This is a genomic window from Streptomyces sp. NBC_01549 (genome assembly GCF_026339955.1).
GTDB lineage: Bacteria > Actinomycetota > Actinomycetes > Streptomycetales > Streptomycetaceae > Streptomyces.
Window position 1 is genome coordinate 5606623 of record NZ_JAPEPW010000001.1, and the last position, 20898, is coordinate 5627520.

Below are 20898 nucleotides of genomic sequence, written 5' to 3' on the forward strand. Positions count from 1 at the left end.
GCGCTCTCGGAGTGTTGCCAGTGGGGGACAGCGCGTCAATTGATGAAGGCGGCACGACGGCCAGCGAAAGTTTCGACCTCTTTCGTGAGCCCTCGGCAACTTTTCCCGCCACGGCGGCGACCAGGCAGTAGAAGCGGGCCGGGGCGGCCCCTCCGGCCCGCTTCGTCTCCCGTCCCCCTAGGAAAGGAACGCCCCCGTGCTTGTGAGCACCGGACGCCACCGCAGGACTCGTACGCTCTCGATCGCCGCCGCGGTGGCCGTCGCCGCGGGGGCGGGTGGCGTCTACCTCGGCCTCGCGAACAACGGCTCGGCGCAGGCCGCCGCCACCACGGTCACCGTCTCCACCACCGCGCAGCTCCAGACGGCCGTCGCCGACGCCGCCGCGGGTACGACCATCCAGGTGCGCGGCGGCACGTACTACCCGACGGCCACGCTGAAGTCGACCGCGAACGGCACCGGTTCCACGCGGATCACGCTCACCGCGTACGGCAGCGAGAAGGTGAAGATCGACGGTTCCAAGCCGGCCGCCGGTTCCTGGCTGGCCGGGATCTACGGCGACTACTGGACCGTCCAGAACCTCACCTGGCAGAACTCGCCCGCCCAGGGCTTCGTCGCCACCTCCTCCGTCGGCGGCGTCTTCAAGAACCTCGTCACCGCGAACAACGGCGACTCGGGCTTCACGCTGCGCGGCGACGGAACGACCGACAACCTCGTGCAGAACCTGGACAGTTACGGCAACTACGACGCCGCGAACCACGGGCAGAACGCCGACGGCATCGCCATCAAGTTCGGCTCCGGCACCGGCAACAAGGTCACCGGCGCGCGCCTCTACAACAACGCGGACGACGGCCTCGACCTCTGGCAGTTCTCCTCGCCGATCACCATCGAGCACTCGTGGTCGTACGGCAACGGCAAGAACCGCTGGAACGACTCCGCCTTCGAGGGCAACGGCAACGGCTTCAAGCTCGGCGGCGGCGGGGCCTCGGTCGCTCACGTCGTGAACAACGACGCGGCCTGGGACAACGCGGGCAACGGCTTCACCGAGAACTCCAACACCGGTGCCATCGTCCTCAACCGCAACACCGCCTACGCCAACACCGAGGCGGGCTTCTTCTTCGCGACGGGCAAGGCGCGCCTGGCCAGGAACCTCGCGGTGAGCAACAAGGGCGGCCTGGACAAGCTCGGCTCCGCCACGGTCTCCGCGGCCAACAACTGGGACAGCGGCACCTCGACGCCGTCCTTCAGGTCGACGGACGCGACCACGGCGTACGGCGCCCGCTCGTCGAGCGGTTCGCTGCCCGCGACAACGTTCCTGACGACGGGCTCGACGACCATCGGCTCGACCATGAACTGAGGCACGAGGAAAGAAGACGCCCCCGCCGGTCGTCACCGGCGGGGGCGTTCCTCTGTCTGGCTCCGAGGGGGGCTCAGGCCAGCAGATCCCTTACTTGTACGTGACGTCAGATGACGTGAACCTGCAGAAGGTTCCGTCCGCGCCGGTGCCGAGCTCGGTGGGCTCCTTACCGGTGCTGTTGCCCTTGAAGCGCACGCAGGTCTTGAGCTTCTTCTTCGTGTCGCCGGTGACACGGATCTTCGACAGCGTCGCCGTGTCGCCGAAGTTGGAGTTGATGCCGACCAGCGCCTTGCCCGGGGCGGTCGCGTCGATGTCGCTGAGCACGATCGTGCGCTTGTACTGCGTCTTGCAGTTGCCGCAGGAGCGCGCCAGCTTGCCGAAGTTCTCCACGTGGAAGCCGCTGATGCTGAGCTTGCCGGCGCCGTTGAACTGGAACACCTTGTCGGAGGCCTTCTGCGCGCCACCGCCGATGACGGTGTACTGAGCGGACGACGACTTGCCCTTGAAGGTGGCCGCGTCCTCGCCGACGTCCAGCCACCACACGTTCTGCAGCGTGCAGCTGCCCAGACAGTGGACGCCGTCGGCGGCCGGGGTGCCGATGATGACGTTCTTGAGGACCGCGCCGTCCTTCAGCTCGAAGACCGGGCCCTGGTTCTCCGACTGGTCGGAGGTGCCGAGAGAGCCGCTGCCGAAGAACTTCGTCAGCTTGCCGTCGTACGTGCCCGAGACCGAGATCGTCTTCGAGACCGCCTTGCTGCCGTTGGCCGTCGGCCAGACGGAACTCGCGCCCGCCGTGCTCAGCAGCGACGTCGTGACGAGCGCGGCCCCGGTGATGCCGAGGGCGGTGACGCCACCGATCACGGTCCGCCGCCCGGTGAGGCGACGACGGTGCCGGACGCGCTGTTCAACTCGTGCAGTCATGAAGCGGAATTCCTTGCGGGAAGGGGACGTGTTCGTCTCCTGGTCGCCGCGGGTGAGGAAAGGGTTGCCGCCGTCCGCAGGTTTTTTCGAGGGGATTTTCTACGAGTCGCCGTCGGTGCCGCTCGTGGCGGCGAAGTCGCCCGCCACCGACAGTGTGCTGTCGGTGGTCCTCGCGTCCGCCGAGTAGCGGTCGTCCTTGGCGTCCCGGCCGCCGCGGGTGTGGTTGTACTGGCCCGCGAAGACCCACTGGCCGGCCGCGAGGGTGTGACCGTCCTTGAGCACCCAGGTGTAGACGAGGAAGCCGTCCTTCTCGGCGACCGTCGTCGTGAAGTCGCTCTCGGGTGCCGAGCGCCAGGAGCCCGCGTCGCTGACCCCGCCGGTCTGCTTGATCTTCAACTCGACGGTGAGCGAGGTGAGTTTGCCGGCGTTCTTCAGGGTCACGTCGCTCTGCGCCCAGAAGTCGTTGCTGTGCGGATCGACCGAGCCGTCGGACCACAGCGAGCCGTCCTGGTCGCCCGAGGCGGGCGCCTTGGGCGCGGCGGGCGAGGACTTCGCGGCCGAGGGTGTGTCCGAGGGGGAGGCGCTTGCCTTGCCGGACGGCTTCGAGGCGCCCGAGGTGTGCGAGGGGTGCGGCACGACGGGCGCGCGGCTCGTCGCGTCCGGGGAGACGACCGGGGTCGGCGAGACCGCGACCGTCTGCTGCGGCGGGCTGTTCTCCTGCACCGCCGCGGCCACCCAGTAGCCGCCGACCGCGAGGACGCCCGCGACCGCGGCCGTGGCGCCCGCGACCCGCGCCCAGCCGAGCACCGGCCCACGCGCCGCGCGCCGGGGACGACGCTCGGAGGCGCCGGACATCCCGCGCTCGACCCGGGCCAGGATGCGCGCGCGGTCGGGCTCGTGCGCCTCGGCCGCCTCGTGCAGCCTGGCGCGCAGCTCGTCGGGCACGTCCTGCGCCTTCCTCATCGGTCCCTTCCTCCGGCTCCACCCGTGGGCAGCACACCGGCGTGCACCCGCATCGGCGCCTCGTCGGTGCCGAGGAGCCGCTTCAGTTCGGCCATGCCCTTCGACGTCTGGGACTTAACCGTACCCACGGAAACACCGAGGGCGAGCGCCGTGTCCTTCTCCGAGAGGTCGAAGGCGTGCCGAAGCACGACACACGCGCGCTTGCGGAACGGCAGCCGGCGCAGCGCCTCCTGGACATCGATCGTCCCCGCTATGTCGGGGTTCTCGGTCTTGTCCTCGCGCTGCGACCAGAACAGTGTGATCCGTCTGCGCTCGCGCACCGCGCTGCGGATCCGGGTGCGGGCCAGGTTCGCGACGACACCGCGGGCGTACGCCACCGGGTGGTCGGCCGCGCGCACCCGGTCCCAGCGGTGCCACAGCGCGAGCAGCGCGTCGGCCGCCAGATCGTCGGCGGCGTCCGCCTCGCCGGTCAACAGATGGGCGAAGCGGGCGAGTTCGGCGTGGTGCCGCTCGAAGAAGGCGTGGAACTCCACGGAGGCTGCGTCGTCGACGACAGTGCCCACGGGATACCTCTCCTTGCTGCGGCTTTTGAGCGACCCGTGCGGGTGCGTGCGTATACGGCCCCGTGCGCCACCCGTGAAGAAATGGTGCCCCTGTGGGGCGAGATGCGTGAGCGTACCAGCGATCCGTACAGGGCTTCGAACAGCGTATGGCGGGCCGAACTTGATTCCGTAACACGGTGAAAACCTGAAAGCGGTTCAACGCGGGAACAATCCAGCCAGCATCCGCACACCCAGCACGCAGGTCACAAGGAGTATCAGCCATGTCCGAATCGCAGAAGGTGGCCGACCGGCCAAGTGCCGTGCCACCAGCGGCGAACAGCGTCGACCGGTTCTTCAGAATCTCCGAACGGGGCTCCACCTTCGGCCGGGAGATACGTGGCGGATTCGCCACGTTCTTCACCATGGCCTACATCCTTGTCCTGAACCCGATCATCCTCGGGAGCGCCAAGGACAAGTTCGGCCACCAGCTCGACAGCGCCCAACTCGTCACGGCCACCGCCCTGGTGGCCGCGGTGATGACCGTCATCATGGGCGTGGGCGGCAATCTTCCCCTCGCGATCGCGGCGGGCCTCGGCCTGAACGCCGTCGTCGCCTTCCAGATCGCCCCGCTGATGAGCTGGCCCGACGCGATGGGCCTGGTGGTCATCGAAGGCGTGATCATCTGCGTACTGGTGCTCACCGGACTGCGCGAAGCCGTCATGAACGCCATCCCGCAACCGCTGAAGCACGCCATCGGTGTGGGCATCGGACTCTTCATCGCCTTCATCGGCTTCGTGGACGCCGGTTTCGTCAGCCGCATCCCGGACGTCGCGAACACCACCGTGCCGGTGCAGTTGGGCGCGACCGGTTCGCTGATCGGCTGGCCCGTGCTGGTCTTCTGTCTCGGCGTGCTGCTCACCATCGGATTGATGGCACGCAAGGTCAAGGGCGCCATCCTGATCAGCATCGTGACGATGACCGTGGTCGCCGTGATCATCAACTCGGCCGCGGACATCAAGAGTTGGGGCCTGACCACACCGAAGATCCCCTCCGACGTGGTGGCCACCCCGGACTTCGGTCTCGTCGGTCACTTCAGTCTGTTCGGCGGCTTCGGCGAGACCGGCGCCCTGACCGTCGTCCTGCTGATCTTCACCCTGATCCTGTCGGACTTCTTCGACGCCATGGGCACGATCGTCGGCATCAGCGCCGAGGCCGGACTGCTCGACGAGGAGGGCAAGGTGCCCGGCATCGGCCGGGTGCTGTTCATCGACGGCGCCGCGGCGGTCGCGGGCGGCGCGGCCTCCGCCTCGTCCAACACCGCTTACATCGAGTCCGCCGCCGGCGTCGGCGAGGGTTCGCGCACCGGCTTCTCGAACCTGATCACCGGCGGCATGTTCGCCCTCGCCCTGTTCCTGACCCCGCTGCTCACCATCGTTCCGCTCCAGGCGGCCGCCCCCGCCCTGGTCGCGGTCGGCTTCCTGATGATGACGCAGGTCAAGCACATCGAATGGGACAGCTACGAGATCGCGATCCCCGCGTTCCTGACCATCGCGGCGATGCCGTTCACGTACTCGATCACCAACGGCATCGGGGCCGGCTTCGTCGCCTACGTCGTGATCAAGGCGGTGCTCGGCAAGATCCGCGAGGTCCACTGGCTGCTGTGGGCCGTGTCGGCGCTGTTCCTGGTGTACTTCGCGATCGATCCCGTGAGGCAGCTGTTCGGCGTGAAGTGACCGTACGGCCGTGAAGTGACCCTACGAAGGAAGGGCCGCCCCCAGGGGTGCGGGGCGGCCCTTCGTCGTGCGCGGTGCCTCAGTTCTTCAGCGCCGCCCGCATCATGGCCTTGGCCACCGGCGCCGCCAGGCCGTTGCCGCTGACCTCGGACCTCGCCGCGTCGGACTGCTCGACGATGACCGCCACGGCGACCTCCTTGCCGTTCGAGTCGGACTTCGCGTACGACGTGAACCAGGCGTACGGCGTCTTGCTGTTCTTCTCGCCGTGCTGGGCCGTACCCGTCTTGCCGCCCACCGTCGCGCCGGAGATCTTCGCGTTCGTGCCCGTGCCCTCGGTGACGACCGTCTGCATCGCGGACTGGAGCTGCTCGGCGGTCGTCGAGCTGACGATCTCCTTGGTCTGGGCGCTGTCGTCGTAGTTCTTCACGACATCGCCGCTCGCGTCACTGGTCTGCGACACCATGTGCGGCGAGACCAGCTTGCCGCCGTTGGAGATGGCGGCAGACACCATGGCCATCTGCAGCGGGGTCGCCGTGACGTCGTACTGGCCGATGCCGGTCAGCGCCGTGGACGACTCGTCCATGTCCGAGGGGTAGACGCTCGGGTACGCCCGTACCGGCACGTCCTGCGAGGTGTCGTTGAAGCCGAACTTCTCCGCCATCGCCTTGACCTTGTCCTGCCCGAGGTCGACGGCCATCTTCGCGAAGACGTTGTTGCACGAGTACTGCAGCGCCACCCGGATCGAGGCGTTCTTGCAGGGCGCGGAGGCGCTCTCGTTCGAAAGGTCGGTCCTCGTGTTCGGCAGTGTGTACGGGTTCGGGCTGTCCGTGCCGGTGTCCACGTCCTTGTACAGCCCGTCCTCCAGCGCCGCCGCGGCGACCACCAGCTTGAACGTCGACCCCGGGGGCAGCGGCTGGCGCAGCGCCCGGTTGGTCATCGGCTTGTCCGCGTCCTTCGTCAGCTTCGTCCAGGCGGCGGAGTCACCGGCGCTCAGCTGCGAGGGGTCGTACGACGGAGTGGAGACGACCGCGAGGATCTTGCCGTTCGTCGGGTCGATCGCGACGGCCCCGCCCTTCTTGCTGCCGAGCGCCGCGTACGCCGCCTTCTGCACGTCCGGGTCGATGGTCGTGACCACGTCACCAGGACTGGCGCGCTTGTCGGTGATCGTGTCCAGGGGGTTCTTCAGCTGGGTGTCCGTACCGTCGAGCAGATTCTTGTAGACGCCCTCCAGCTGGGTGGCCCCGAACACCTGGGAGCTGTAGCCCGTGACCGCCGCGTACAGACTGCCGTCGGTGTACGTCCGCTTGTACTTGAGGTCGCTGCCCTTCGTCTGCGCGGAGCCGGTGATCGCCCGGCCGGCCACGATGATGTTCCCGAGCGGGTTCGCGTACTGCTCGATCGCGTTCCGTCGGTTGTGCTTGTCGTCCGCGAGTGCCTGGCCGTCGTAGAACTGCACCCAGGTCGCCCTGATCAGCAGGGAGAGCACGAGCAGCAGAGTGAAGACGGCGGCACGCCTGATCGTCTTGTTCATCCCGCCCAGAAGGACGGCGGGCGGGAGTGAAACGTTCCCTTCCGCCCGTATTTCTCATACGCCCTTCATGAAGCCCGGCTCAGCCTTCCAGGGTGAGGACGACCTCGTCCGTCTCCTCGCCGCGGGCGTGCGCGTACCCCCGGTCGTTCGCGGTCACCCGGAACCCGCACTTCTCCAGGACCCGCCGCGACCCCGCGTTGTCGCTCGCCGCCCGTGCGTACAGGGGGCGCTCGGGCACCACGGCCAGCAGGTCCCGCAGCGCGGCCGTCGCGATGCCCCGGCCCCAGTACGCCCGGTCGATCCAGTAGGTGACCTCGCGCTCGCCGGGCTCCCCGTACACCGCGGCGCTGCCCACGACATCGCCGTCCGCGAGGATCGTGCGCAGGACGGCGGACGAGGCGCGCACACGCTTCCAGTGGGCGTCGAAGGCGTCCCGGTCGGCCGGGTCCTCGGGGGTGAACGCGGCCATCCGGAGGGACTCGGGGTCGTTCATCTGCCGGTAGAAGACCGGCAGGTCGCTGTCGTGGACCGGGCGGAGCGCGATCTCCATGGTTCAGAGCCTCCGGGTGGCGAGCGTCAGCCGGTCGCGGGCGTCGAAGAGGGCGTCCTTGACCATCTGCTCGTGCGCGGGGGTGAGCCGGGCCACCGGGACCGAGCAGCTGATCGCGTCCCGGGCGGGGGTGCGGTAGGGGATCGCGACGCCGAAGCAGCGCAGCCCCAGCGTGTTCTCCTCGCGGTCCACGGCGAAGCCCTGTTCCCGGACCTGGTGCAGCTCCTCGATGAGCTTCTCCCGGTCGGTGATCGTGTGCTCGGTCAGGGCGGGGAGCGTCTCGGGCAGCATCTTGCGGACCTGCTCGTCGGTGTGGGTGGCGAGCAGCGCCTTGCCGAGCGAGGTCGAGTGCGCGGGGAGCCGACGGCCCACCCGGGTGAAGGGGCGCAGGTAGTGCTGCGACTGGCGGGTGGCCAGGTACACGACGTTCGTACCGTCCAGACGCGCCAGGTGGATGGTCTCCGTGGTGTCGTCGGAGAGCCGGTCCAGGGTCGGGCGGGCCGCGGCGACCACCTCGTCGCCGTCGATGTACGAGGTGCCGACCAGCAGGGCCCGTACGCCGATGCCGTACCGCGTGCCCGTCGCGTCCGTCTCGACCCAGCCGAGCTCCACAAGGGTGCGCAGCAGCATGTAGAGGCTGGATTTCGGATAACCGACGGCCTCCTGGACCGCCGCCAGGGAGTGCATACCGGGCCGGCCCGCGAAGTACTCGAGCAATTCCACGGTCCGTACCGCGGACTTGACCTGCGCTCCGCCGCCTGTCTCGCCTGCCGACATCGCCCTTGACCCCCTTGTTCGACTGGAAATAGTCTCCGCATCATATTCACCATCAGAGACAGCGTTCAGTATATCGAACACCGCTGGTGAGTGACACGAGAACTACGGCATTACATCTGGAGGAACCCGCGGTGGCAGCAGCACCAGTCTGGAGTGTCGACCCCCGTACCGGGAAGCAGCGCGAGCAGGTTGCGGTGGAGGCTACAGCCCAGGAGGTCGACGAGGCTGTCCGTGCCGCGCACGCCGCCCGGGGATCCCTCGCCGACCGCACCGTGCGCGCCGCCTTCCTGAGGACCGCCGCGGACCTGCTCGAAGCGGCCAAGGAACAGCTCGTCGAGGCCGCCGACGCGGAGACCGCGCTCGGCCCGGTCCGGCTCACCGGCGAACTCGCCCGCACCTGCTACCAGCTGCGGGCCTTCGGCGGCATCGTCGACGAGGGCGCGTTCCTCGACGTCGTCATCAACCACCCCGACGACACGGCGGCCCCGCCGATCCCGGACCTGCGCCGCTACAAGGTGCCGCTGGGCGTCGTCGCCGTCTACTCCGCCTCGAACTTCCCCTTCGCGTTCTCCGTCGCCGGCGGCGACACCGCGAGCGCGCTGGCGGCCGGCTGCCCGGTCGTGGTCAAGGCGCACCCCGACCACCCGGCGCTCTCCGAGCTGGTCGCGGCCGTACTGCGGCGCGCCGCCGCCCGGCACGACATCCCGGCCGGTGTCGTCGGCCTCGTGCACGGCTTCGAGGCGGGCGTCGAGCTGGTCAAGCACCCGCTGATCGCGGCGGCCGGGTTCACCGGTTCCGTCCGCGGCGGCCGTGCCCTGTTCGACGCGGCGGCCGCGCGCCCCGTGCCGATCCCCTTCCACGGCGAGCTGGGCTCCCTCAACCCCGTCGTGATCACCGAGGCCGCGGCGGCCGAGCGCGGCGAGGCGATCGGCGCCGGGCTCGCGGGCTCGATGACGCTGGGCGTCGGCCAGTTCTGCGTGAAGCCGGGCCTGGTCCTGGCCCCCGCGGGCGCGGCGGGCGACCGCCTGTTGAAGTCCCTGACCGACGCCGTCAGCGACACCGACGCGGGCGTCCTGCTGGACCACCGCATGCGCGACAACTTCATCGCGGGTGTCGCCGAGCGGGCCGAACTCCCCGACGTGGAGTCGCCGGTGACCCCCGGTGCGGGCGGCGAGCACACGGTGAGCCCCGGCTTCCTGACCGTGCCCGCGCACAAGCTCGCCACCGAGGGCGAGCACGACCTGCTCCTGGAGGAGTGCTTCGGCCCGCTCACGGTCGTCGCCCGCTACGAGGACGAGTCCGAGGCCAGCGCGGTCCTCTCCCGTCTCCCCGGCAACCTCACCGCGACCGTGCAGTTGTCGACGGAGGAGGCGGCGGGCGAAGGCCGCGGCGCGGAGATCCTCGCCGAGCTGACGCCCCTCGCCGGGCGCGTCCTGGTCAACGGCTGGCCCACCGGTGTCGCCGTCGCTCCCGCCCAGCACCACGGCGGTCCCTACCCCGCGACGACCTCGACCTCCACGTCGGTCGGTGGTACGGCGATCGAGCGCTGGCTGCGGCCGGTGGCGTACCAGAACACGCCGGAGGCGCTCCTGCCGCCGGAGCTGCGGGACGACAACCCGCTGGGGTTGCCGCGACGGTACGACGGCCGTCTGGAGCGGTAGCGCTCCGCGGGTAGCGCCGTTGGGGTTGTGGTTGTTCGCCGGCTGCCGGGCCGTTGTGGCTGGTCGCGCCCACGCGGCGGAGCCGCATATGTCACAGCCTCGCGCCCCTTCGGGGCGCGGGACCGGGCCTGAGAGGATTGGTGAATGGACGTCGAACTCCCCGAACTTCCCTTTCCCCTCCGCACCTACGGGCCTGACGGGCACTGGTCGCACGAGGACGGGATCCTCACCGGCTGGGCCGGCCCCCGCCAGGACCGTTTCGTACCGCCCACCGACGAGGCACTGGACCCCGCCTCCGACGCGCCCCGCCTCCTGGGGGCGCCGGAGGGGGACTTCCAGCTGATCGCCCGCGTCACGGTCGGCTTCGGCGCGGCCTTCGACGCGGGGGTCCTCTACGTCCATGTGGGGGAACGGGCCTGGGCGAAGCTCTGCCTGGAGTACTCCCCGGACGTGCCCACCGTCTGCACGGTGGTCACCCGGGGGCACTCCGACGACGCCAACTCCTTCACCGTGGACGGCAGTTCCGTCTGGCTGCGGATCAGCCGCACGGGGCGGGCGTTCGCCTTCCACGCCTCCCGCGACGGCAAGCGCTGGACCTTCATCCGCCTCTTCACCCTGGGTGACGAGAAGGAGACCTCCGACGCGCTCGTCGGTTTCATGACACAGTCGCCGATGGGGGAGGGGTGCGTGGTGACGTACGACGGCATCGAGTTCCGCCCGAACTGGCCCCAGGACCTGAGAGACGGCAGCTGACCGCGGGTGGGGGGGGCCGGCCGCGCGGCGGGAACCGTGGCCCCCACCACCACGTCTTCCGCTGCATGATCAGCACTCCCCACACCGCGGGCCCCCTCGTCATCAGAAGCGCGCTGCCCAGCGAGGCCGCCACCATCACCGACCTGCACGTCCGCGCCCGTTCCACGTACTACCCGGACGGTCTGCCCTTCGGTGACGTCGACTGGGTCGCGGCATGGCGGGGCAGCATCGAGCGTCCCGAGGCCCACGTCCTGTGCGCGGTACGTGACGGACACCTGGTGGGCATCGCCTCCTTCCGGACGGACGACGACGCGCCCACCGACACCGTGAGGCTCTTCCAGTTCCACGTCGATCCCGACCGATGGCGCCAGGGCATCGGCCGGGAACTGCACGCGGCCTGCCTCGAACAGTGGCGGGCCGACGGCAAGCGCACGGCCACCCTCGACGTGCACGTCGACAACGCCCGCGCCCAGGCCTTCTACGCCCGTCAGGGCTGGGTCCCGGACTCGGAGAACCCGCCCGCCGAGGGCGATCACCACCTCTCCCTGCGGTACGCCGTCGCCGGGGAATGAAAACGGCCGCTTGAACGTTCACATACTCCTGCCCCCTCGGAGGGGCCCGTATCCGTACGACCTGGAGAGAGCCGAAGACATGCGCGTCGAGATCTGGTCGGATATCGCTTGTCCCTGGTGTTACGTCGGAAAGGCCCGCTTCGAGAAGGCGCTGGACGCCTTCCCGCACCGTGACGAGGTCGAGGTCGTGCACCGCTCCTTCGAGCTGGACCCCGGTCGCGCCAAGGGCGACATCCAGCCCGTGATCAAGATGCTGACCAAGAAGTACGGCATGAGCGAGGCGCAGGCGCAGGCCGGCGAGGAGAACCTGGGCACGCAGGCCGCCGCCGAAGGCCTGGACTACCGCACCCGGGACCGCGACCACGGCAACACCTTCGACATGCACCGCCTCCTCCACTTCGCCAAGGAGCGGGGACGTCAGGACGAGCTGATCGGCCTGCTGTACAAGGCGAACTTCGCCGAGGAGCGGACGGTCTTCAACGACGACGAGCGGCTCGTCGAGCTGGCCGTCGCCGCCGGGCTCGACGCCGACGCGGCCCGCGAGGTGCTGGCCGACCCGAAGGCGTACGCCGACGAGGTGCGCGCCGACGAGCGCGAGGCCGCCGAGCTCGGTGCGAACGGCGTGCCGTTCTTCGTCCTGGACCGCAAGTACGGGGTCTCCGGCGCCCAGCCCGCCGAGGTCTTCGCGCAGGCACTGACCCAGGCGTGGGGCGAGCGCCCGCCGGTGAAGCTGATCCAGAGCGGTGCCGCCGACGCGGAGGTCTGCGGCCCGGACGGATGCGCCGTACCGCAGCCGTGAGCCCGTCCGGCACGGTGGTGAAAGCGCAGGTCGGGGCGGACGTATAAGCAGTCCTTGGCGGAACCGCGTAGAAGTCCGTAATGGACGAGAGGTGCTCGGGGCCGCAGAGTGGTGCCATGGAGACCTTCGAGAGCCTCGTACGAGCCGAGTTCGCCCCGAAGAACACCTATCTGAACACCGCGAGCTGCGGACTCCTGCCGGCGCGCACGGTCGAGGCCATGCGCGCCGCCGTCGAGTCCGTCGCCGACGGACGGCCGTCCGACATGTTCGACGACGTGGAGGCCGCCCGCGCCGCCTTCGCCCGGCTGACCGGGGTCCCCGCGGGCCGGGTGGCGGCCGGGGCCTCGGTCGCCGTCTACAGCGGACTGATCGCCGCCTCACTGCCGCCGGGCGCCGAAGTCCTCACCGCGGAGGACGACTTCAGCTCCGTCGTGAACCCCTTCCACGTCCGCGGCGACCTCAAGACGCGCGCCGTCCCGCTGGAACGGATCGCCGAGTCCGTACGGCCGGGCACCGCGCTCGTCGCGGTCAGCGCCGCGCAGTCGGCGGACGGGCGGGTCGCCGATCTGGCGGGCATCGCCCGGGCCGCGCGCGAGCACGGGGCGCGTACCTACATCGACGCGTCCCAGGCGGCCGGCTGGCTGCCGGTGGAGGCCGACGCGTACGACTTCGTCTCCTCGGTCGCCTTCAAGTGGCTCGTCTGCCCGCGGGGCGTGGGCTTCCTGGTCGTCCCGGAGGACCTCGGCGGGCTCACTCCGGTGTTCGCCGGCTGGGTCGCGGGTGAGGCGCCCTGGGACAGCTGCTACGGCCCCGTGGAGGAACTCGCGCACTCGGCGCGGCGGTTCGACGAGAGCCCCAGCCTCTTCTCGTACGCGGGCGCCCGGCACTCGCTGGAACTCGTCGAGGAGCTGGGCGTGGCGAACGTACGCGCCCATGACCTCGCCCTCGCCGACCGTTTCCGCGCCGGGCTCCAACGGCTCGGCCACGCACCGGTCCCCGCCCCCGCCTCGCCGATCGTGTCCGTGCCCGGACTCGGCCGGCGGCAGCCGGAGCTGAGCGAGGCCGGGGTGGAGGTCTCCGACCGCGCGGGCAACCTGCGCGCGGCCTTCCACCTGTACAACACCCCCGCCGACGTCGACCGCCTGCTGGACGTCCTGTCCGGCTGACCCCGGCGGGGGCTCCTTCACGCTCGCGGCTACGCCTTGCCCGCGGCTACTTCACGGGCGTGAAATCACGGGCACCGATGAACTCGGGCCTGCGCACCGGCGCCGCGAACGGCTCCACCGCCGCGTTCTCCACGCTGTTGAACACGATGAAGACGTTGCTGCGCGGGAACGGGGTGATGTTGTCCCCGGAGCCGTGCATGCAGTTGCAGTCGAACCAGGTCGCCGAGCCGGCCCGGCCCGTGAACAGCTTGATGCCGTGCCGGCCGGCGAAGCGGGTGAGCGCCTCGTCGGACGGGGTGCCCGCGTCCTGCATCTGGAGCGACTTCTTGTAGTTGTCCCGCGGGGTGGCCCCCGCACAGCCGAGGAACGTCTTGTGCGACCCCGGCATGATCATGAGGCCGCCGTTGGTGTCGTGGTTCTCGGTCAGCGCGATCGACACGGACACGGTCCGCATGTTCGCCAGCCCGTCCTCGGCGTGCCAGGTCTCGAAGTCCGAGTGCCAGTAGAATCCGCTGGCCCCGAAGCCCGGCTTGACGTTGATCCGCGACTGGTGGACGTAGACGTCCGAGCCGAGGATCTGCCGGGCCCGCCCGACGACCCGTTCGTCGCGTACGAGCGCGGCGAAGACCTCGCTGATCCGGTGCACCTCGAAGACGGACCGGATCTCCCGCGTGGCGGGTTCGACGATCGAGCGCTCGTCGGCGCGGATCGCCGGATCGGTGACCAGCCGCTCCAACTCGGCCCGGTAGAGGGCGACGTCGTCCTCGCCGATCAGCTCCTCGACCGCGAGGAAGCCGTCACGCTCGTACGCCTGGAGGTCGGGCACGGAGAACGGCCCCGGCGTGCCGGGCGCGCCCCAGACGACCGGGTCCTGGCGGGGCACGGACACCTCGCCGGCGCCGCGGCTGGGGTAGAGGTCGGTGACGGTGGTCGTGCCGGTCGTCTTGGTCGTGGTGGTCGTGGTCATGGGGCTTCAGACCTCCTCGGGTTCGGTCAGCAGCGGGTAGACGCCGTTCTCGTCGTGGTCCTCCCGTCCGGTGACGGGAGGGTTGAAGACGCAGACGCACCGGAAGTCGGTCTTGGGGCGCATGGTGTGGCGCTCGTGGCCGTCGAGCAGGTACATCGTGCCCGGCGTGATCCAGTGCGTCTCACCGGTCTCGTCGTCGGTCAGTTCGGCCTCGCCCTCCACGCAGAGCACGGCCTCGATGTGGTTCGCATACCACATCGACGTCTCCGTACCCGCGTACAGGACCGTCTCGTGGAGGGAGAAGCCCACCTTCTCCTTGGCGAGGACGATGCGCTTGCTCTCCCAGGTGCCCGTCGCGGCCTTCACATGCCGGTCGGTGCCTTCGATGTCCTTGAACGAACGGACTATCACGGTGCTGCCGTGCCTTTCTGTCAGATCTGTCAGATGTCTGCCGTACGTCTGTCAGACGGTTTCGCGTACGGCGCGGGCGAGGGTGCGCAGGCCCTCGTCGAGCTCGTCGGGGGTGATGGTGAGCGCGGGGAGGAGTTTCACGACCTCGCTCTCCGGCCCTGAGGTCTCGATGAGCAGCCCGAGTTCGAAGGCGCGCCGCGCGACGCGCCCCGCCCGCTCCTTCTCGTGGAACACGAGGCCCCAGACGAGCCCGCGCCCCCGGTACTCCTTCACATCGGCGAGGTTCTCCTCGGTGACGGAGATCAGCGCCTGCTCGATCTGCTCACCGCGGGCACGGGTCTGCTTCTCCATGGCGGACCCGTCGGACCAGTACGTCTCCAGGGCCGCGGCGGCGGTGACGAACGCGGGGTTGTTGCCGCGGAAGGTGCCGTTGTGCTCGCCCGGCTCCCAGATGTCCAGCTCGGGCTTGAACAGGCACAGCGACATGGGCAGCCCGTACCCGCTGATGGACTTGGACACGGTCACGATGTCGGGCACGATCCCCGCCTCCTCGAAGGAGAAGAACGCCCCCGTCCGCCCGCAGCCCATCTGGATGTCGTCGACGATGAGCAGCATGTCGCGCCGCGCACACAGGTCGGCGAGGGCGCGCAGCCACTCGGGCCGGGCGACGTTGATACCGCCCTCGCCCTGCACGGTCTCGACGATGACCGCGGCGGGCTGGTTGAGCCCCGACCCCTGGTCCTCGAGCAGCCGCTCGAACCAGAGGAAGTCCGGCACCTGGCCGTCGAAGTAGTTGTCGAACGGCATCGGTGTCCCGTGGACCAGCGGAATGCCGGCACCGGCCCGCTTGAAGGCGTTCCCGGTCACGGCGAGCGAGCCCAGGGACATCCCGTGGAAGGCGTTGGTGAAGGACACGATCGCCTCCCGCCCCTTCACCTTCCGGGCCAGCTTCAGCGCGGACTCGACGGCGTTGGTGCCCGTCGGCCCCGGGAACATGACTTTGTACGGCAGGTCGCGCGGCCGTAGGACGAGGTTCTGGAAGGCCTCGAGGAAGGCGCGCTTGGCGGTCGTCGACATGTCGAGACCGTGGGTGACGCCGTCGCGCTCCAGGTAGTCGATGAGGGCCCGTTTGAGTACGGGGTTGTTGTGCCCGTAGTTCAGGGACCCCGCACCGGCGAAGAAGTCGAGGTACTCGTGCCCGTCCTCGTCGAACATCCGGCTGCCGCGCGCCCGGTCGAAGACGGTGGGCCAGTTGCGGCAGTAGCTGCGCACCTCCGACTCCAGGGTCTCGAAGACGCTCAGGTCGGGCTGGATGATGGTCACGGCGAATCGCTCCTCGGTGCGTGGGGGAGGGAGGGGGATATCAGGGGGGACGTCCGGGTCAGCCCGGGGCCGGGCACGGGCGCGGGATCAGCGGCCCGGGGTCAGCGGGGGAGCGGACCGATCCGGTAGAGCACTTCGGGGTCGTGCGGTCCGTCGGGGAACTGCCCCGCCTGGAACAGCACCTCGCGCTCGACGGTCGCGCCGTGGCGTCGCGCGTACGAGGTGAACAGGCGCTCGGAGGCGGTGTTGCCGGGCGTGATCGTGGTCTCGACGTCGGTGATCGTCCGTTGCCGCGCGACCCGCGCGGTCAGCCCGTCGAGCAGGGCCGCGGCCAGTCCGCGTCCGCGGTGGGCGGCGTCGACGGCCACCTGCCACACGAGAAGGGTGCCCGGGTGCTCGGGCCGGACGTACCCGGTGACGAAGCCGACGGGCGCTCCGTCCGTGTCACGCGCCACCGCTGATGTGCCGGCGAAGTCACGGCACCACAGCAGATAGCTGTACGAGGAGTTCAGGTCGAGGGTTCCGGAGTCCTTGGCGATATGCCAGAGTGCGGCTCCGTCCGCCACCTTCGGACGGTCGATCCGAAGGCCCTCCGGCATTTCCAGGAATTCCGCTTGCAGGTCTGCTTGTGCGGCGGTCATGCGGATTGAATTTACCGATGGAAATCTTAAATTGCATCGTCGGCCGGGGTTACGTGCGACGTGCCGTTGTGTTATCACGCGCCCGTGAGTACCTAGCGCCATGAGCGGTAAATGACCGCTTTCGACCGGAAAATAGCGGAGGAAATGGACGCATTGTGGAGTGCGTCACAGCCACACAATCGCCACGAGATGTGCGCGGATTATGTTGGTTGGCGTTCGCGAAATCTTTGCGTTTAGGGGCGGAGAAAGCGGGCAGAAGAATACGGAAAGCTACCCTGCGAATTAATATAAGGATAAGCGTGGAGAGGGTCCCGTGAATTGATGCGGTGGGTGAGTTCAGGGGCGCGGGGAACCGCGCGACCAGTCCCACCCACCCGCAGCCGACACACCCACCCGGGGGTCTGGGGGGCTAGGCCCACGCCTCCGTCGCGGCGCGGTGTGCCGCTTGCAGGTCCACCGTGAGGCCGGACTCGGCCATCGCCGCCCCCAGCGCCGCGAGGCAGGAGCGTACGACCCCCGGCGTCGCGTCGGGGCCGTAGTGGTTCACCCGGATCATCTCCTTCGCCAGCGCACCCCCACCCGTGACCAACGGCAACACCGGATCCGCGGTCAACGCCTTCGCGACCAACACCCCCGCATCGACCCCGGCCGGCGCCCGCAGCGTCGTGGCGACCGGCGCCGCGTCCCCCGCCTCGTACACATACGGCTCCAGCCCGCCACCGAGCGCGCCCGCCCCCGCCCGCGTGGCCGCCGCCGCCAGGGCGTGTCGGCGCATCACCGCGTCGAGCCCCTCCGACTCGATCCGCTCGACACACGCCTCCAGCGCCAGCATCTCCAACTGCGCCGGCGCGTGCAGCAGCGCCTTGCGGCCGCCGTCGACCCACCGCTCCTTCCAGTCCAGCAGGGAGAGGTAGGACCGACGCGGCGCCCCGGGATTGGCGGCCATCCGCGCCCACGCCCGCTCGCTCACGGACACGGCCGACACCCCGGCGGGCCCGCCCATCGCCTTCTGTGCCCCGATCACGCACAGGTCGACCCCCCACGCGTCCGGCAGCACCGGCTCCGCGCCGATCGAGGCGACGGCGTCCAGGTAGAACAGCGCGCCGTGCGCACGCACGACCTCGCCGATCTCCGCGACGGGGTTCGTGTTCCCCGTCGCCGCCTCCGCGTGCACCAGCGAGACGAAGTCGATCGACGGATGCTCGGCGAAGGCGTCACGCACCTGCGCGGCCGTGACCGCCGTGTGGAACGGCACCGTGAGGTCGATCACCCTCGCACCGCAGTCCCGCAACCAGTCCCCGAAGGTCTGCCCGTACGGCCCGGTGATCACGTTGAGCGCGGTGGTGCCGGGGCCGGCCGTGGCGCGAATGGCGCCTTCCAGGGGCAGCAGCGCCTCACCCTGCATGATCACGACGTCCTGCTCGGTGGAGAGCAGCCGCGCCACGCGGTCCTCGATCGCCGCGAAGTGTGCGGCGCTCAGCGGGGCGAGGTCCAGGAAGGGGTGGGTCACGGCGGTGCTCTCTTCGCTCACGGGTTCCAATGCGCAGCCCCGAGCGTATCCGGCGGCCTTGTGGCGCCGCGGCGATCCTCGGTCGTACGGGCGGACACCCCTAGTTCTTACGGCCAGATGGCCCAGCGAGGCATGACTTCCGAGGCTGAACGGGTGCAACAGCCATCGGATTGGTTTGAGTGAGTCAAACCTTTCCTTATAATCGGAATCCTCCATTCCCCCCACAGGAGGTCTTCGTGAACTCGGTCCCCGGACGCCGGACGCGCATTCTGGCCGCCACCACCGCCGCGGTCGGGCTGCTGCTCGTGGCCGGCTGCTCCTCAGGCAACGGAGGGGGCAAGAGCAGTGCCAAGGGGGTTCCCCTGGTCAAGGCGGGCCAGCTCACCACCTGCACCCATCTCCCGTACCCGCCGTTCCAGTCGGAGATCGACGGCAAGGTGCAGGGCTTCGACGTCTCGCTCATCGACCTGGTCGCGGGGGACCTCGGTGTCAAGCAGACCATCGTCGACACGCCCTTCGAGAACTTCAAGACGGGCGCGTTCCTCAACTCCGGCCAGTGCGACCTCGCCGCGGCCGGCATGACGATCACCGAGGAGCGCAAGAAGAACGTCGACTTCTCCGACCCGTACTTCGACGCGACCCAGGCCGTCCTGGTCGACAAGAAGAGCGGCATCAACTCCCTCGCCGACGTGAAGTCCAAGGGCAAGAAGCTCGGCGCCCAGGCGCAGACCACGGGCGAGGAGTACGCGACGAAGCAGGGCTTCGACCCGATCTCCTTCGAGTCCTCCGACGCGGTCCTCAACGGCCTGCGCACCGGGCAGGTCCAGGCCGTCGTCATCGACTACCCGGTCGTCCAGGGCTGGCTGAAGGACAAGGCGAACGCCGACGCCTTCAAGGTGGTCGACAACCTCAACACCGGTGAGCAGTACGGATTCACGGTGAAGAAGGGCAACACCAAGCTCCTCGCCGCCATCAACAAGGCGATCAAGGAAGCGAAGGCCGACGGCACGTACAAGAAGCTCTACGAGAAGTGGATCGGCCCGTACTCCGCGGCCGCCGCCTCGCCGTCCGCCTCATGAGCCGTGCCGACGCACAGCTCCAGCCTCGCAAGTCCGGCCTGACCCGGCGCCAGAAGCGCGCCCTCTCGCGCGGCGCGCAGTACGTCGTCTTCGTCGCCGTCGTGATCGCCTTCGCGGTCACGGCGGACTGGGGGCGTCTGAAGAACCAGTTCGCGCAGTGGGACCTGGTCAAGCAGATGTTCCCGGACGTCATCACGCTGGCGCTGAAGAACACCGTGCTCTACACGATGTCCGGCTTCGTGTTCGGCCTCGTGCTCGGCATGGTCATCGCCCTGATGCGACTGTCTCCGGTGGGCCCCTACCGCTGGCTCGCCGGTATCTACATCGAGATCTTCCGGGGCCTGCCCGCCCTGCTGATCTTCGTCTTCGTGGGCGTCGCCGTACCGCTGGCCTTCCCGGGCACGCAGATCCCCGGCGGCACCTACGGCAAGGTGGCGCTCGCGCTGGGTCTGGTCTCGGCCGCGTACATGGCCGAGACGATCCGCGCGGGCATCCAGGCGGTGCCCAAGGGACAGATGGAGGCGGCCCGCTCGCTGGGCTTCTCGCACGCCCGGGCCATGGTCTCGATCGTCATCCCGCAGGCGTTCCGCATCGTGATCCCGCCGCTCACCAACGAGCTCGTCCTTCTCTTCAAGGACTCCTCGCTGGTGCTGTTCCTCGGGGTCACCCTTGAGGAACGCGAGCTCACCAAGTTCGGGCGCGACCTGGCGAGCCAGACCGCCAACTCCACACCGATCCTGGTCGCGGGCCTGTGCTATCTGCTCGTCACCGTGCCGCTCGGATTCGTCGTACGCCGCCTGGAGGCCAAGGCCGGGGAGGCCACCAAGTGACCAGCACCAGCACCAGTACCGGCACCGGTACTCCGGAGATCCAGGTCCGGGACCTGCACAAGTCCTTCGGCGACAACGACGTCCTGCGCGGTATCGACCTGGAGATCGGACAGGGCGAGGTCGTCTGTGTCATCGGACCCTCCGGCTCCGGCAAGTCCACCCTGCTCCGCTGTGTGAACCTCCTGGAGGAACCCACCAAGGGCCAGGTCTTCGTCGGCGGTACCGAGGTCACGCACCCCGACGTCGACATCGACGCCGTACGCCGCCGGATCGGCATGGTCTTCCAGCAGTTCAACCTCTTCCCGCACCTGTCGGTGACCGAGAACCTCACGCTCCCGCAGCGCCGGGTGCTGAAGCGGGACAAGGAGGCCGCGGCCGCGGTCGCCGCCGAGAACCTGGCACGGGTCGGTCTGTCCGAGAAGGCCGACGCCTACCCCTCCTCCCTCTCCGGCGGCCAGCAGCAGCGCGTCGCGATCGCCCGCGCGCTCGCCATGGGCCCCGAGGTGATGCTCTTCGACGAGCCGACCTCGGCGCTCGACCCGGAGCTCGTCGGCGACGTACTCGCCGTCATGCGCAGGCTCGCCCAGGAGGGCATGACGATGATGGTCGTCACCCACGAGATGAGCTTCGCGCGCGAGGTCGCCGACCGGGTCGTCTTCATGGACGGTGGCGTGATCGTCGAGGAGGGCGCCCCCGCCCAGGTCATCGGCGACCCGAGCCACGAGCGCACCCGCCACTTCCTGTCCCGGCTGCTGGACCCGGCGATGGCGGACGTGGAGGAAGACGGCGAAAAGGGCCCGTAGGCCCTGGCCGTT

General features: G+C 69.4%; 21 protein-coding genes. 10 read left to right on the forward strand and 11 right to left on the reverse strand.

All coding sequences use genetic code 11. The annotated features are described in order from the left end of the window. The first annotated feature begins 196 nt into the window (after positions 1 to 196). A complete protein-coding gene (locus tag OG819_RS24925) occupies positions 197 to 1354 on the forward strand; it encodes a right-handed parallel beta-helix repeat-containing protein (protein WP_266651198.1) in 1158 nt (385 codons plus the stop codon). A 90-nt stretch (positions 1355 to 1444) separates the two neighbouring features. Here OG819_RS24925 and OG819_RS24930 read toward each other — a convergent pair whose 3' ends face one another. From OG819_RS24930 to OG819_RS24940, 3 genes are all read right to left on the reverse strand, one after another. Next, positions 1445 to 2275, reverse strand: coding sequence for a pectate lyase (locus OG819_RS24930; RefSeq protein ID WP_266651199.1), 831 nt, complete (start codon positions 2273 to 2275; stop codon positions 1445 to 1447). A gap of 99 nt (positions 2276 to 2374) precedes the next feature. After that, positions 2375 to 3238, reverse strand: coding sequence for a hypothetical protein (locus OG819_RS24935; protein WP_266651200.1), 864 nt, complete (start codon positions 3236 to 3238; stop codon positions 2375 to 2377). Further along, positions 3235 to 3801, reverse strand: a complete 567-nt coding sequence (locus tag OG819_RS24940; RefSeq protein WP_266651201.1) for a SigE family RNA polymerase sigma factor — start codon at positions 3799 to 3801, stop codon at positions 3235 to 3237. Before OG819_RS24940 ends, OG819_RS24935 begins: the two co-directional genes overlap by 4 nt. Before the next feature lie 260 nt (positions 3802 to 4061). On the opposite strand from OG819_RS24940, the gene OG819_RS24945 reads away from it, so the two are divergent. Then, positions 4062 to 5513 (forward strand): NCS2 family permease, encoded by a 1452-nt coding sequence (locus OG819_RS24945; protein ID WP_266651202.1) that lies wholly within the window; start codon positions 4062 to 4064, stop codon positions 5511 to 5513. 79 nt (positions 5514 to 5592) lie between these two features. On the opposite strand, the gene OG819_RS24950 is transcribed toward OG819_RS24945, so the two are convergent. The 3 genes from OG819_RS24950 to OG819_RS24960 all read right to left on the reverse strand — a co-directional run bounded on the left by OG819_RS24950 (position 5593) and on the right by OG819_RS24960 (position 8371). Continuing rightward, entirely contained in the window at positions 5593 to 7044 is a 1452-nt protein-coding gene (locus tag OG819_RS24950; RefSeq protein ID WP_266623733.1) for a penicillin-binding protein 2, read from the reverse strand. 79 nt (positions 7045 to 7123) lie between these two features. Next, positions 7124 to 7594, reverse strand: a complete 471-nt coding sequence (locus tag OG819_RS24955) for a GNAT family N-acetyltransferase (RefSeq protein ID WP_266651203.1) — start codon at positions 7592 to 7594, stop codon at positions 7124 to 7126. A gap of 3 nt (positions 7595 to 7597) precedes the next feature. Continuing rightward, entirely contained in the window at positions 7598 to 8371 is a 774-nt protein-coding gene (locus OG819_RS24960; protein ID WP_028803360.1) for an IclR family transcriptional regulator, read from the reverse strand. Between the two features lie 131 nt (positions 8372 to 8502). On the opposite strand from OG819_RS24960, the gene OG819_RS24965 reads away from it, so the two are divergent. The 5 genes from OG819_RS24965 (at position 8503) to OG819_RS24985 (ending at position 13322) form a co-directional block, all read left to right on the forward strand. After that, positions 8503 to 10032, forward strand: a complete 1530-nt coding sequence (locus OG819_RS24965) for an aldehyde dehydrogenase (NADP(+)) (RefSeq protein ID WP_266651204.1) — start codon at positions 8503 to 8505, stop codon at positions 10030 to 10032. A gap of 144 nt (positions 10033 to 10176) precedes the next feature. Then, positions 10177 to 10785 (forward strand): DUF1349 domain-containing protein, encoded by a 609-nt coding sequence (locus tag OG819_RS24970; RefSeq protein ID WP_266415434.1) that lies wholly within the window; start codon positions 10177 to 10179, stop codon positions 10783 to 10785. 65 nt (positions 10786 to 10850) lie between these two features. Next, entirely contained in the window at positions 10851 to 11357 is a 507-nt protein-coding gene (locus tag OG819_RS24975; RefSeq protein ID WP_266651205.1) for a GNAT family N-acetyltransferase, read from the forward strand. A 79-nt stretch (positions 11358 to 11436) separates the two neighbouring features. Next, positions 11437 to 12156 carry a DsbA family oxidoreductase gene (locus tag OG819_RS24980; RefSeq protein WP_266581653.1) on the forward strand — a complete coding sequence of 240 codons (720 nt, stop codon included), beginning with the start codon at positions 11437 to 11439 and terminating at the stop codon, positions 12154 to 12156. 116 nt (positions 12157 to 12272) lie between these two features. Beyond that, entirely contained in the window at positions 12273 to 13322 is a 1050-nt protein-coding gene (locus OG819_RS24985; RefSeq protein WP_266651206.1) for an aminotransferase class V-fold PLP-dependent enzyme, read from the forward strand. 46 nt (positions 13323 to 13368) lie between these two features. On the opposite strand, the gene thpD is transcribed toward OG819_RS24985, so the two are convergent. The 5 genes from thpD to OG819_RS25010 form a co-directional block, all read right to left on the reverse strand. Further along, positions 13369 to 14289, reverse strand: a complete 921-nt coding sequence (gene thpD, locus OG819_RS24990) for an ectoine hydroxylase (RefSeq protein WP_266415444.1) — start codon at positions 14287 to 14289, stop codon at positions 13369 to 13371. Between the two features lie 6 nt (positions 14290 to 14295). Further along, a complete protein-coding gene (locus OG819_RS24995) occupies positions 14296 to 14700 on the reverse strand; it encodes an ectoine synthase (protein ID WP_266623720.1) in 405 nt (134 codons plus the stop codon). Positions 14701 to 14751: 51 nt separating this feature from the next. After that, positions 14752 to 16023: a diaminobutyrate--2-oxoglutarate transaminase gene (gene ectB / locus OG819_RS25000; RefSeq protein ID WP_266623718.1), complete on the reverse strand. Its 1272-nt coding sequence runs from the start codon at positions 16021 to 16023 to the stop codon at positions 14752 to 14754. Positions 16024 to 16124: 101 nt separating this feature from the next. Beyond that, positions 16125 to 16664 carry a diaminobutyrate acetyltransferase gene (ectA, locus tag OG819_RS25005; RefSeq protein ID WP_266623717.1) on the reverse strand — a complete coding sequence of 180 codons (540 nt, stop codon included), beginning with the start codon at positions 16662 to 16664 and terminating at the stop codon, positions 16125 to 16127. A gap of 409 nt (positions 16665 to 17073) precedes the next feature. Further along, positions 17074 to 18174 carry an alanine--glyoxylate aminotransferase family protein gene (locus tag OG819_RS25010; RefSeq protein WP_266634226.1) on the reverse strand — a complete coding sequence of 367 codons (1101 nt, stop codon included), beginning with the start codon at positions 18172 to 18174 and terminating at the stop codon, positions 17074 to 17076. 236 nt (positions 18175 to 18410) lie between these two features. Between OG819_RS25010 and OG819_RS25015 the strand changes: the two genes are divergently transcribed. The 3 genes from OG819_RS25015 to OG819_RS25025 are packed head-to-tail and all read left to right on the forward strand — an operon-like array spanning position 18411 to position 20886. Continuing rightward, a complete protein-coding gene (locus tag OG819_RS25015) occupies positions 18411 to 19253 on the forward strand; it encodes a transporter substrate-binding domain-containing protein (RefSeq protein ID WP_266623715.1) in 843 nt (280 codons plus the stop codon). Next, positions 19250 to 20083 (forward strand): amino acid ABC transporter permease, encoded by an 834-nt coding sequence (locus OG819_RS25020; RefSeq protein ID WP_266623714.1) that lies wholly within the window; start codon positions 19250 to 19252, stop codon positions 20081 to 20083. Before OG819_RS25015 ends, OG819_RS25020 begins: the two co-directional genes overlap by 4 nt. Then, entirely contained in the window at positions 20080 to 20886 is an 807-nt protein-coding gene (locus OG819_RS25025; protein ID WP_323139361.1) for an amino acid ABC transporter ATP-binding protein, read from the forward strand. Before OG819_RS25020 ends, OG819_RS25025 begins: the two co-directional genes overlap by 4 nt. Positions 20887 to 20898: the final 12 nt, after the last annotated feature.

Excerpts from the sequence above, each read along its gene's own strand:
- OG819_RS24930 (WP_266651199.1), bottom strand. The coding sequence starts at position 2,275 with ATGACTGCACGAGTTGAACAGCGCGTCCGGCACCGTCGTCGCCTCACC.
- OG819_RS24935 (WP_266651200.1), bottom strand. The coding sequence starts at position 3,238 with ATGAGGAAGGCGCAGGACGTGCCCGACGAGCTGCGCGCCAGGCTGCAC.
- OG819_RS24945 (WP_266651202.1), top strand. The coding sequence starts at position 4,062 with ATGTCCGAATCGCAGAAGGTGGCCGACCGGCCAAGTGCCGTGCCACCA.
- OG819_RS24950 (WP_266623733.1), bottom strand. The coding sequence starts at position 7,044 with ATGAACAAGACGATCAGGCGTGCCGCCGTCTTCACTCTGCTGCTCGTG.
- OG819_RS24955 (WP_266651203.1), bottom strand. The coding sequence starts at position 7,594 with ATGGAGATCGCGCTCCGCCCGGTCCACGACAGCGACCTGCCGGTCTTC.
- OG819_RS24960 (WP_028803360.1), bottom strand. The coding sequence starts at position 8,371 with ATGTCGGCAGGCGAGACAGGCGGCGGAGCGCAGGTCAAGTCCGCGGTA.
- OG819_RS24970 (WP_266415434.1), top strand. The coding sequence starts at position 10,177 with ATGGACGTCGAACTCCCCGAACTTCCCTTTCCCCTCCGCACCTACGGG.
- OG819_RS24975 (WP_266651205.1), top strand. The coding sequence starts at position 10,851 with ATGATCAGCACTCCCCACACCGCGGGCCCCCTCGTCATCAGAAGCGCG.
- OG819_RS24980 (WP_266581653.1), top strand. The coding sequence starts at position 11,437 with ATGCGCGTCGAGATCTGGTCGGATATCGCTTGTCCCTGGTGTTACGTC.
- OG819_RS24985 (WP_266651206.1), top strand. The coding sequence starts at position 12,273 with ATGGAGACCTTCGAGAGCCTCGTACGAGCCGAGTTCGCCCCGAAGAAC.
- thpD (WP_266415444.1), bottom strand. The coding sequence starts at position 14,289 with ATGACCACGACCACCACGACCAAGACGACCGGCACGACCACCGTCACC.
- ectA (WP_266623717.1), bottom strand. The coding sequence starts at position 16,664 with ATGACCGCCGCACAAGCAGACCTGCAAGCGGAATTCCTGGAAATGCCG.
- OG819_RS25020 (WP_266623714.1), top strand. The coding sequence starts at position 19,250 with ATGAGCCGTGCCGACGCACAGCTCCAGCCTCGCAAGTCCGGCCTGACC.